Raw genomic sequence first — 12645 nt, forward strand, 5'->3', positions numbered from 1 at the left:
GTGGAGAGGATTCCTATGAAGAGCGATTTGAAATCCAGTTTATATGAATGGCCCGATCTTGCCTTTCATCATTACTGCTTGCAAATGTACCGGCTAAACCGGGGTGTCTACAATACCATTGATCAGTGGTTGTATGACAACGGTTATGTTGGGATCAAAAGCCGGCGAAAGATGATTGTCCAGTTTCTAGATCACATGATCAAGCTGCAAGCGGAAGAAGGGCGTAAGTATTTATCCTTTGGCAAAGGAAATTTGGTCATCGAGCTTAGCCAATTTGCTGCTGAACACGAAGTTCCGGTAAGAAGAGCTTTGGCCGCATACTAGTGAATATATTCGACCGGAAAACCGGAGACATTTTGCAAATGCAAAACCTGTCTCCGGTTTTTTGTGTACAAACGAGAATCATTTGAGGAGGATAACGATTATGGAATATCGCAAATTAGGAAGAACAGGACTGCAAGTATCTGAGGTGAGCTTAGGTACGATGGCATTTGGAAGATGGATTGATGAAGAGGCTTCTGCAGCAATCTTGGATGCAGCGCTTGATTATGGTATTAATCTCGTTGATACCGCAAATGTATATGGTGCTGGCGAGTCCGAACGCATTTTGGGTAATTTGTTAAAAGAACGGCGTCAACAAATCGTGCTGGCGACGAAGGTTCATGGCCGTGTAGGTGAAGGCGTGAATGACTCCGGGCAAAGCCGTTATCATATTTTTAAAGCAGTGGAAGATAGCTTGAAACGTTTGAAAACCGATTACTTGGATTTGTATCAGGTTCATCGTTTTGATCCTAACACGCCGCTTGATGAAACGCTTCGGGCATTGGATGATCTCGTGCGTCAAGGGAAAGTAAGATACATAGGCGCTTCCAATTTTGCAGCATGGCAGCTTGCAAAGGCTCACGGTATAAGTGCGCTGCATAGTCTGCATCGCTTCGAAAGCCTCCAACCGGAATACAGCATCATCTCGCGTGAAATTGAGAAGGAAATTATACCTTTTGTGCAATCGGAGCAAGTAGGCGTTATAGTGTATAGTCCGCTTGGCAGAGGGATACTCTCTGGCAAGTATCGTGTTGGAGAAGCGCCTCCTGAAGGATCACGGCTTGCGGCAGGCGAGCAAAGGCTGGAGGAGCTATTGCAGAAAAACGCGATTCCGCTTGCAGAGGCGATCAAGCCGCTGGCGGAAGAAAAGGGTCTAACTCAGGCACAATACGCATTGTCTTGGGTGCTCAGCCGTCCTGGCATTACATCAGCTATTCTAGGCGCTTCGAAGCTTGAGCATATTACGGAAGCTGCAAAAAGCTGGCATGTAAAATTAAGCGAAGATGAACTGGCGAGGGTTGACGAGGTCACTTCAAACGTACAATTTGCCAAAGAAGCTGTTCGGAGCTAATCCAATAATTGAATACATTCTACCGTATCAATGGAGGATATCAGAGCATCGTGTGATATCCTCATTTTTTTATCAAGTTCGGATGGGAGGCAGTAAGCATGGCGGGAGTAACGATTAACCATTTATACAAAAGATATGGCAAAGACAAACACGCGGTTGTGCAGGATTTCCAGCTTGAAATTAAAGATAAGGAATTTATCGTATTCGTTGGTCCTTCCGGCTGCGGTAAATCGACGACATTAAGAATGATTGCGGGGCTTGAAGAGATCTCCGAAGGTGAGATTTATATTGGAGAACAGCTCGTCAATAAGCTTCCTCCGAAGGACCGTGATATTTCGATGGTTTTCCAAAACTATGCCCTCTATCCCAATCTAAGTGTATATGAGAATATTGCGTTTGGACTGAGGATGCGCAAGCTGCCGAAACATGAGATCGATTTGGCGGTAAAAAATGCTAGCCGAATTCTGGAGATTGAGCCGTATTTGAATCGCAAGCCGAAGGAGTTGTCGGGCGGTCAACGCCAGCGGGTGGCGCTTGGCAGAGCTATCGTGCGTGACCCGAAGCTGTTTTTGATGGATGAACCGCTGTCGAATTTAGATGCCAAGCTTAGAGTTACGATGCGAATGGAAATAACGAAGCTGCACAAAAAATTAGGCACAACCTTTATATTCGTTACACATGATCAGGTCGAAGCGATGACGATGGCGGATCGGATTGTCGTGATGAAGGGCGGCGTCATCCAACAATGTGATACGCCGGAGCTAATCTACTCCAAACCTTCGAATACGTTTGTTGCCAGCTTCATCGGTTCTCCTCAAATCAATTTCATTCATGGGCGCGTGCAGGAGAATCCGCAGGGGCGATTAGAGTTTCATACGAATCGTTTTCAACTGAAGATAAATGAAGCGATGGAGGATATTTTACGCAAAAATAACCAACTAAACAAATCGGTAATATTAGGTATAAGGCCGGAGAATGTGAAGCTGGAAGGTTTGTTCTCTGAGACGATCATTACCGGTACCTATAAGGATAATGAACTTATGGGCGCTGATCGTTTTCTTTATTTGGACATTGGACAGGAGAAGCTGCTTATTTCGCGCGTCGATCCAGATAATCGTTTTGCTGAAAATGAGAAAGTGAAAGTTGAGCTTGATATATCGAAGGCGCATTTTTTTCATAAGGATACGGGTGAAAGATTTACAGATTGATCGGGTATTTGCGGAGGAGGGAGGCGGCTTAACCTTTATGAATAAGAAACGAAAATGGCTAGTCTATGGTGCCAATATTGTCATTGCAGCATGGCTGCTTAATGCTGGAGCGGCAGTAAACTCTGAATCTGGCGAGAAAACCGATACGGTCCATTATGACGAGCTCGTAACTACATTTAATTATGAGGTTGATCCTTATTTTAGCGAAGCGCTGGCAGCATGGCAGGAGAAGGGGCTGAAAAATGCAACAACTTCGATTCAGCTGGATGCAGCGAAGCCATCTCGTGTATCGAATGAAGAGGAGATCAAATCAGGCGATTACGACGGTAAATCAAACATACTGATTTGGAATACAAGGAACACCGGATGGGTTGAATATAAAGTTGACGTTGCAGAGAGTGCGCTGTATGAGATCCACGTTTCTTATAACCCTCTGAAAGATGGAAGAAAGGGGCCGATCGGGTGGGAGGTAACGATAGATGGCCAAAGGCCGTTTAGGGAAGCCGCTTCGATATCCTTATATCGGACATGGGAGGATGTGCGTCCTATTCTGAAAAACTCAGACGGCGATGAAATCCGCCCGCGTTCGATTGATGCGTCGGGCTGGAGCGAGAAGCCGTTAACGGATTCAGGAGGGGCATATGCGCAGCCTTTGCAATGGCATTTCGAACAAGGAACACATACCATTCGTTTGCAAGGGTTTGACCCGGTTGCGCTAGAGAGAATCAAGCTGCTTCCGAGCAAGCAAATACCTGAGTATGCCGAGGTTAAGGCTGTGAATGCCGATACGCCTCCGCTTGCAGGCGAAGTATTGACGATTCAAGCGGAGGATTTTACGAGCAAAAATGATACGGCAATTAAGCTGTTTTCGGATAAAAACTCACGCACGCTGCCGCGGTATACAGGAAGAATCATTTACAATACGGTCGGCGGTCCGCGCTGGCTCGAGCAAAATCAGGAAATCTCATGGTCGTTTGAAGTGCCGGAGAGCGGGTTGTACAAAATAGGCTTTCGCGCCCTGCAAAATACAATAGCCCAGAAAACCTCCTACCGAGTCGTTCGAGTGGATGGAGAAGTTCCATTTAAGGAATTTCTAGCGTATGGCTTTCCGTATTCTACGGGTTGGAACGGAATGATTTTGCAGGACGAAAAAAAGAATCCGTATTTGCTTAAGCTTGAGAAGGGCCAACATACGTTGTCGTTAGCCGTCACACAATCGCCTATTAAGTCAATCGTTGTGGATGTAGAGAAGCTGATTGCTCATCTGGATGCGATTGACTGGGATTTGCGTACGATTACAGGCTCGAGTTCGAAGAAGACCATTGACCGCAATCGTACATGGAATATGGAGCAGGACTTTCCAGGAATGACTGACAAGATGGCGCTGGCAGCGGATGTTATGGAATCACTGTCTAAGCGAGTGGTTAAAGCGAACGGTAACAAGGATTCGATCAGTCAAGGACTCGATACATCAGCGAAGGATTTACGTGCATTGCTTAAGAAGCCTGAAGAAATTCCTTACCAGGTCGAAGAGATTTCTTCGATGAGAGAGAAATTCGGCACCTTTATCGATACGCTGCTCAAGCAATCGCTGCAGCTGGATGAGGTATATATTATTCCCGAAAAGACGGATGCTCCGAAAATGGAAGCTGGTTTTTTTGGACGGATATGGGGCAGTGCCCAAAACTTTATTTATTCGTTCGATGCGCGGGATAGCCTTAACGATTTGGATGACAAGAAGCTGAACATTTGGGTACAGCGAGGCAGGGATTATGTGGATCAGCTGCAGCAACTCGCTGATGAGTCGTTCACGCCAGAAACAGGCATTGAGGTAAAGGTGAACCTGCTGCCAAACGCTGAGCTTTTGCTTATGTCTAATGCAGCTGGCGTTCAACCGGATATTGCCCTTGGCTTGACGCAGGATTTGCCGGTTGATTATGCGATCCGCGGTACGCTTCAGGATTTGAGTGAATTCGAAGACTTTAATCAGCTATATCCGAAGTTCAGTCCAGGATCATGGCTGCCGCTGCACTACGATGGCGGTTATTATGGCGTGCCGGAAACGCAGTCGTTTCAAGTACTCTATTACCGCAAGGATATATTAAAGCGCATAGGAGCCGAAATTCCCCAGACATGGGAGGAGGTTTATCAGCTATTGCCTACACTGCAGCAAAACTTCATGAACTTCTACGTAAATCCGAAGGATTTTACGCATTTTTTCTATCAAAACGGCGTGGAGTTTTATGAACCGGGCGGTGTGAAATCAGGACTCGATGGACCGGAGGCGTACCGTGCCTTCAAGCAGTGGACGGATTTATTTAATACTTACGCCGTGGAGCGGGAGGTGCCGAGCTTCTACCAGCATTTCCGCAGCGGAACAATGCCTATCGGCATTTCGGATTACAACATGTATGTGCAGCTTTCGGCTGCTGCGCCTGAGCTGAATGGCCGATGGGGCATCGCGCTTATTCCCGGTACGAAGCAAGCGGACGGATCGATAAGCCGCTGGGCTGGCGGGGGGCAACGCACGGGTGTCATTTTTGGCAAGTCCAATAAAAAAGCAGAGGCATGGCAGTTCCTGAAATGGTGGTTGTCAGCCGAGGTTCAGGAGCAATACGGCTCTGACTTGGAAGCGGTGAATGGCGTCGCTTTCCGCTGGAATACGTCCAATGTGGAAGCATTCACGCATCTGCCGTGGAAAAAGGAGGATGCCGAGATTATTTTGAACCAGTGGAAATGGTATAAGGATATTCCGAATGTGCCCGGCGGTTATTTCTTGGAACGCGAGATTCATAATGCATGGAATCGATCCGTTGTTGGAACGGCGAATTATATGTCCTCATTGGAGCAAGCCGTTAGGGACATTAATCGCGAGCTTCTAAGGAAGCAGCAGGAATTTGGCTACATCAATGAGCGAGGCGAACAGGTGAATAAGCTGGACATTCCTATTGTCGATCGGCCTTGGGAAGGGATTGATCGTTATGTGGAGTAGGCTGTGGTCGTATCGTATATCGTATTTGTTTATCGCGCCATTTCTACTATGTTTCACTCTGTTTATCGTTATTCCGATTTTTGCCGCGGTAGGCTTAAGCTTTACCTATTATAACGGGATTGAGCCTCCTCGCTTTATTGGCTGGAGCAACTTTCAGTATTTGATCGCGCAGGATCTGCTTTTCCTAAAATATGCGCTGCCCAATACATTTAAGTTTGCTGTCATTGTTGGTCCTGGCGGTTATGCTGCCGCCTTCCTGCTTGCATGGCTTATTTCACGGCTGCGCGGCGGGGTTCGCAAGTGGGTGGCGCTTGCAATGTATACGCCATCGCTTACCGTTGGGATTGCGATGACGATTATCTGGCTTCCCTTGCTGTCGGGCGATCGCATTGGCTATTTGAACAGCTTTCTATTAAAAGCCGGCCTTATCGACGTTCCGAAGTTATGGGTGACCAGTCCGGAGTTTCTAATGAACTCGATGATCGTCGTCACGTTGTGGTCGAGCATGGGAGTAGGCTTTCTAGCGATGCTGGCGGGTATTCTTAATGTGGATACGGTTCTGTACGAGGCTGGGAGAATCGACGGCATTAGAAACAACATACAGGAGCTATGGTATATTACGATTCCGTCCATGAAGCCGCAAATGCTGTTCGGTGCCGTAATGGCGATTGTTACGACCTTTAAGACCGGATCAATAGGTGTTGAGCTTTCCGGTCAAAACCCGACGCCCGAATATGCCGGGCATTTGATCGTAAACCATATTAACGATTATGGTCTCATCCGTTTTGAGATGGGTTATGCGGCGACGGTTTCGGTGTTTCTTCTTATATTCATGTATTTCGCGAACAAGCTCAGCTGGGGATTGTTCGGTACGAAGGAGGAGTAACAGCTGAAACAATCAAGCCTTGGTATAAAAATAAGCTTTAACCTGTTCATGCTGATATTATCCGTCATCATGGTCCTGCCGATTATTTATATTTTTAATCATGCCTTCAAGCCTTATCATGAATTGTTCGTTTATCCGCCGAGCTTTTTTGTGAAGGAGCCGAACATTCAGAACTTTGTTGAACTCTTTTGGGTAACGTCCAATTCAATCGTTCCGGTATCCCGCTATTTGTTCAATAGCTTGTTCATTTCGGCTGCGAGTGTCGTTGGCGTTACGACTGTCAGCGCGCTTTGCGCTTATCCGCTGTCGAAGCATCCTTTTCCGGGCCGCGCATTCATCTTTGCTACGATTATTCTTATGCTGATGTTTACGCCGGAGGTTATTCAAATTCCGAGATATTTGGTCGTCAGCCACCTAGGCATTATGAATACGTACTGGGGGCATTTGCTGCCCGTTCTTGCTTTGCCGGTAGGCGTGTTCCTACTCAAACAATTCGTGGATCAGATTCCTGATTCACTGCTGGAAGCTGCGAGAATTGATGGAGCAAATGAGTTTATCGTATTTGCTCGAATCGTCATTCCCATGTGTATGCCGGCCATCGCGACCGTTGCGATACTCGCCTTTCAGAACTCTTGGGGCAACGTTGAGACATCGATGCTGTTCATGCAGGATGACGAAATGAAAAACTTTCCGTTTTTCCTCTCGACATTGACCAATAACTTGGCGAACAATGTGGCGCGTCAAGGCGCTGCTGCTGTAGCAGCGCTTATTATGCTCGTTCCGAATTTAATTTTCTTTATTATTTTGCAAAGCAAGGTCATTTCGACAATGGCGCATTCCGGCATTAAATAAGGGGGAAATCGTTTGAAGAACAGGAGGCTGCGGATTCGTCCGATCATTATAATCCTGATTACGGCGATTTACATAGCTTGGCCCGTCTTACCGGCCACAGCCTCGCAGTTACCGTACGAAACCTACTATAAGGATGGATTCGGACAACTGGTGAAGACGCAAGCGGCTTACATTCCTGCTGGCATTATCGGCACGGATGTAGAGATTACGGAAGCAAACCAAGCTGCGGGCGCCGAAGGGAAAACAAAGCTGCAGCTTAATCAGCCCAAGGATTTATTTGTTGATGAGAAGGATCATATTTACATTGCAGACACGGGCAATAATCGGATTGTTCACTTGGATGAGCAAGGCCAATATATTCGTGAAATCAAAGTAACAGAGAGCCCGCTCAAGAAGCCAAGCGGCATATATGTCGATGAAGCTGGAGAGATTTACGTTGCGGATACGGGCAACAACCGGGTCGTAAAGCTTGATCAACAAGGCAAGCTGCTGAAAGCATTTGGCCGTCCGGAGTCCAGTTATTTGCCGCAGGCGTTCAAGTATGATCCGGTTAATCTCATTGTGGATAAGCGCGGCTTTATTTATGTGACGACGCTTGGCGCTTACCAAGGTTTGGTGCAGCTTGATCCAGAGGGCAATTTCATTAGTTTTTTTGGGCCGAATCGCGTAAGCTTTTCCCTGTTTGACGCATTTAAGCGATTTGTATATACGCGGGAAATGTATCAAAGGGAGCTGAAGAAGCTGCCTGGAGCTATCGCCAATTCAACGATAGACAAGAACGGATTTATTTATACGGTAACGAAAGAAATTAGCGCGGATCAGGTGAAGAAGCTCAACATCGCAGGTCTCGACCAGCTGGTAGGCAAAGGGGAATTCACAGCCCTGCAGCCGGTGCGTTCTTACGGAGAGGTATTTCACAGATCCAAGCAGAGCGTAAGTCCTCAGCTCAATGATATTACGGTGGATGCTGCCGGCAACTTTACGGTGATCGACTCTGTAGGCAATATGATTAGCCAATATGATTCGAATGGCAATCTGTTGTTTTTCTGGGGCGGGGATGTCATTACCGCTACATCCAAGACAGGAATCGTCAAAGCGCCAGCAGCCATTGCGAGCAATTCAAAGGGTGAGCTGCTCGTGCTGGACAGCGTTAATAATTTTATCCAAGTGCTGCGGTTGTCTGAGTTCGGCCAACTCGTCCATGAAGCGAATCAATTAACGCAAGAAGGCAGATACGAGCAGAGCGAGCCACTCTGGAGCGAGGTTCATCGGCTACATGCACAATATACACCGGCACTGATTGGTTTGGCGAAGGCTGCCTACAAAAAAGAGGAGTACGCAAGATCGGAGCAGCTGTTTTATCAGGCGGGCGTAGTAGGCGGCTATTCAGAATCCTTTTGGCAAAATCGGTTGACGTGGTTCCAGAAGCACTTTGGCGTCCTCATGAATGTGGCGCTTGTGCTCGGCATCGTGTATCTTCTATGGAAAGTTCTATCCAAAAAGCTTCGCTTCAAAGGCAAAGGGACAGCTAAACGCAGTGCTAGGCATCCGATTCTTGAACAGCTGCAGCATATGTTCTATTTAATAAAGCATCCTGTAGACGGCTTCTATGCCATTCGGTACGAATACAAGGCAGGATGGTTAAGCAGCACAATGATATTCATATTTGCACTAGCATCGTACGGGTATATACAGGCAGGCACAGGCTTTGTCTTCAATCCGGCCGTGCATGTCGGTATTGATCTATTTCCCATTACGATTCAATTTACCTTGATATGGTTGGGCTTTGTTGTCTCGAACTATTTAATCAGCTCGCTTCTTAGAGGTGAGGGACGGTTCCGAGACGTATTTTATGGTAGTTGCTACGCCTTATTTCCGATTATTCTCATTGGTATACCTGTAACTTTGCTTTCCAATGTGCTGACCTTAAACGAGCTGGCGATCTTCAATTTTTTGAAGCTGTTCATCGTTTTATGGGTAGTGTTCCTGTTCATATGGATGGTGCAAGGCATACACAACTATACCTTCATCGAAGCTATTTTTATCATCCTCTTATCGTTGCTTGCGCTCGCGATTATTGTCATTCTAATTTTCATCTTAATTAGCCTAAGCATAGAATTGGTCAACTTTATTAATTCCTTATATCAGGAGGTGATCATCCGATGACTGTACGCAAAATAAACCTAAAGCTCGTTATGAAGCTGCTGCTCTTTGCTGTTTTGCTGACCGGGATAGGATGGTTTGCTCTTGTGGCGGTTGGGTTATGGGGGAAGCCTGCTGCCTTGGCAGTAAATGTTTCAAACCAGTTTGAAACGAAAGGCGCCGTTCCCTATAAGGCAGGTTTGCCAGTTGAAGCAAATTTCGAGCAAATCGCAGAATCAGACCAATTAAAGCTGCTTGTAGATAAGACATCTGCTCACTTCCAAGTGATCAATAAAGCAACAGGGAAGATATGGCGTTCTTATCCAGAGCCCAGGTATTGGGAAGAAGAAACGGTACCGAATACGTGGAAAAATAATTTAACTTCTCCGGTCATCATTGAATACGTAAATGCAAAAAACTACAAATCCTCCTCTGTAACTGGCGGTTTAATCGATAGCCAAGGCTACTTGGAAAACTTCCAGGCTACGGAGAACGGATTCTCGGTCACCTTCGCGCTGCCGAAGGTGCAATTGAAAATTCCAATTGAGGTACGTCTGCACAAGGACTATGTAGAGACGAGAATCTTGGATGAGGGAATCGTCGAGGGCGCTTTAAGTTTATTGAATATTAAGCTTTACCCTTTGTTTGGGGCACAACCGTCTGCTGGCCAAGAGGGTTACCTTTTGCTGCCGGACGGTTCCGGTTCGTTGATCAATTTTAAGGCAGATCGTTTGATGCAGCAGTTGACCTACAATGAGAGTATCTATGGACAGGATCTTTCCTATTACAACGAAAATACGGGCAGACAGGGGATCACGATGCCTGTATTCGGCTTAAAGTCAGGGGATCAGGCTTTTGTTGCGATCATTTCCGAAGGGGAGGCGTTCGCGAATGTTTATGCAGCGCCGTCAGGCGCGGTGGGCCGCTCGAACTGGGTGACGACCGAATGGCAGTATCGCAAACGGTTTTTCCAAAGTGTAAGCAAGAGCACCGGGGAAGGTTTTTATACGTATAGCGGCGATAAGTTTATTATGAATGCTCGCTCAACGCGTTATTATCCACTGTCCCCTAAGAAAAGTGATTATGTTGGCATGGCGGAGGTTTATCGCAATTATTTGATTCAAGAGCAAGGTGTAAAACCGCTTGAAACAAACAAAAAAGACATTCCGTTGTTTGTGGATATTGTAGGCGCAGACATCGAGAAGGGGCTTTTTGCAGATTCTTATTTAAAAGCGACTACGACAGAAGAGGCAACCGAGCTTGTTCGTTCTATTTATAATAGCGGTATTCAGCATCTGCAAATTCAATTCTCAGGGTGGCAGCAGGACGGTTACAGCACACATGGCGGCTACTTTCCTGTAGATAAGCGATTAGGTGGAAACAAAGGGATGAAAAGCTTTATCTCCTTCGCTCATACCTTGGATATTCCTGTTTATTTGACCGCTAATTATACGCTCAATACGAATGGCGATGATCGGTTCTGGTGGAGACGCGACGGCTTGCGCAATTTGGCAGGAACGGTGCTGGAGGAAAAGGAAAACGAGGATCAGGACGCTGCGAAGTTTGTGAGCCCGAGGTTTTATGAGAAGGTGGTCTCGGCTGATTTGAACAGCTATAAGAGCTTGGGAGCAGACGGCATCTATTTCGAGGATGGCATCGGCAAGCAGGTCAATACGGATTTCAATAGCCGATACCTGGCGAGCAGAGCAGAGGTTGTCGATATACAGCGCAGCATTTTGATCAAAAGCAAGGAAGCACTCGGGTCGCTTGTGGCGAATAATGTGAATTTCTATGCGCTAGCCCAAATCGACCATGTCCACCGCCTAACCGCAGATTATTCGTATGACGTCTTCATCAGTGAAGCCATTCCTTTTGCCCAAATCGTTCTCCACGGCTTGCGTACGTATTCGCTGGAATGGTCTAATTTGCGTGATGAGTTCGATGATGAGCTGCTCCGCAGCATTGAATATGGAGCATACCCTGCGTATGTGCTTAGCGGAGACAAGGCAGCAGATTTGAAGAATTCCTATTCCTACTGGTATTACAGCTTGAACTATAAAGAATGGATAGACGATCTAAGTGCTGAATATGCCAAAACAAATGAGGCGCTTGCAGCCGTGCAGGAGCAGTTTATTACGGGACATCGTACGCTTGCTCCAAACGTGAAGGAAACAGAGTACGGCAGCGATTATCGGATCATCGTCAACTATAATCAGACCGATTACAGCAAGGATGGGGTCATCGTTCCAGCAAAAGACTTTGTCGTCATAAAAGGAGGAACGAAGCCATGAGATGGAGTCGCAAGCTGGATCATACGACGGTTAGGAAGCTCGAAGGCTCCCTATTTATCGCACCTTGGGTGTTTGGCTTCCTCGTTTTTGTGGCGTTCCCGCTCGGCTATTCGCTGTATATGAGCTTTCATCAGGTGAAAATTACGGTGAGCAGCGTCAACTATACGTTTATTGGTCTCAGCCATTACCGGGAAATATTGATTGCGAATGGAAGCTTGCTATATGAGGAGCTGTTCCCGTTTCTAAGGGAGTCAGCCATGATGATCCCCATCATTCTTGTCTTTTCGCTGTTTGTTGCCATCTTGCTCAACTTGCGTTTTCCAGGCAGAACGCTGTTTCGGGTCATCTTCTTTTTGCCTGTTATTTTCTCCTCCGGCCAGATTGTGCAGGAATTTATTGCGCAGGGTGAAGGTTCCCTTAGCATTATGGAGACGCTGCGTATCGACTATTATTTACGTGAATATGTTCCGGGATCATGGGCGGCTCCGATTCAAAAGGTCATGAGCTCATTTGTGCTTGTTCTCTGGTATTCAGGCGTGCAAATCCTCATTTTTCTCGCGGGACGCCAGACGCTGCCGGCATCTGTGTACGAGGCTTCCCGTATTGACGGCTCAGGACCATGGAATACGTTTTGGAAAATAACGCTGCCCGGACTTGTCCCTTATATTTTCTTGAACTTAATGTACACGGTAGTCGATTTATTCACCTTCCCGTCCAATCCGATTGTCAGCCGAGTGAACACGAGCAATTATGGCAGCTCCAGCGCTTTGGCATGGATTTATTTTTTGATCATCCTAACCTTCGTACTCTTGACCTTATTGCTATACAGCCGAGTGGATAAGTCGCTTTCAGGAAAACGATAAGTGTGAAAGAGAGGTGAG

Annotated in this window: 9 protein-coding genes; all 9 read left to right on the forward strand. The window is 46.7% G+C overall.

The features are described from left to right. Nucleotides 1–15 precede the first annotated feature (15 nt). The 9 genes from AC787_RS01915 to AC787_RS01955 all read left to right on the forward strand — a co-directional run bounded on the left by AC787_RS01915 (nucleotide 16) and on the right by AC787_RS01955 (nucleotide 12627). Complete coding sequence (locus AC787_RS01915) at nucleotides 16–324, forward strand: hypothetical protein (protein ID WP_054023250.1); 309 nt, start codon at nucleotides 16–18, stop codon at nucleotides 322–324. A 100-nt stretch (nucleotides 325–424) separates the two neighbouring features. After that, nucleotides 425–1393: an aldo/keto reductase gene (locus AC787_RS01920; protein WP_054023251.1), complete on the forward strand. Its 969-nt coding sequence runs from the start codon at nucleotides 425–427 to the stop codon at nucleotides 1391–1393. 98 nt (nucleotides 1394–1491) lie between these two features. Next, complete coding sequence (locus AC787_RS01925) at nucleotides 1492–2601, forward strand: ABC transporter ATP-binding protein (protein WP_054023252.1); 1110 nt, start codon at nucleotides 1492–1494, stop codon at nucleotides 2599–2601. A gap of 37 nt (nucleotides 2602–2638) precedes the next feature. Next, nucleotides 2639–5593 carry an extracellular solute-binding protein gene (locus AC787_RS01930; protein WP_082360918.1) on the forward strand — a complete coding sequence of 985 codons (2955 nt, stop codon included), beginning with the start codon at nucleotides 2639–2641 and terminating at the stop codon, nucleotides 5591–5593. Beyond that, a complete protein-coding gene (locus tag AC787_RS01935) occupies nucleotides 5583–6479 on the forward strand; it encodes a carbohydrate ABC transporter permease (protein WP_082360592.1) in 897 nt (298 codons plus the stop codon). Before AC787_RS01930 ends, AC787_RS01935 begins: the two co-directional genes overlap by 11 nt. Before the next feature lie 48 nt (nucleotides 6480–6527). Next, nucleotides 6528–7331 (forward strand): carbohydrate ABC transporter permease, encoded by an 804-nt coding sequence (locus AC787_RS01940; RefSeq protein WP_082360593.1) that lies wholly within the window; start codon nucleotides 6528–6530, stop codon nucleotides 7329–7331. Nucleotides 7332–7343: 12 nt separating this feature from the next. Continuing rightward, complete coding sequence (locus AC787_RS01945; protein WP_152970564.1) at nucleotides 7344–9497, forward strand: YIP1 family protein; 2154 nt, start codon at nucleotides 7344–7346, stop codon at nucleotides 9495–9497. Further along, nucleotides 9494–11764, forward strand: a complete 2271-nt coding sequence (locus AC787_RS01950; RefSeq protein WP_054023256.1) for a DUF5696 domain-containing protein — start codon at nucleotides 9494–9496, stop codon at nucleotides 11762–11764. Before AC787_RS01945 ends, AC787_RS01950 begins: the two co-directional genes overlap by 4 nt. After that, complete coding sequence (locus tag AC787_RS01955; RefSeq protein WP_054023257.1) at nucleotides 11761–12627, forward strand: carbohydrate ABC transporter permease; 867 nt, start codon at nucleotides 11761–11763, stop codon at nucleotides 12625–12627. Before AC787_RS01950 ends, AC787_RS01955 begins: the two co-directional genes overlap by 4 nt. Nucleotides 12628–12645: the final 18 nt, after the last annotated feature.

This window comes from Bacillus sp. FJAT-28004 (genome assembly GCF_001280845.1).
Taxonomy (GTDB): Bacteria; Bacillota; Bacilli; order Paenibacillales; family Paenibacillaceae; genus Pristimantibacillus.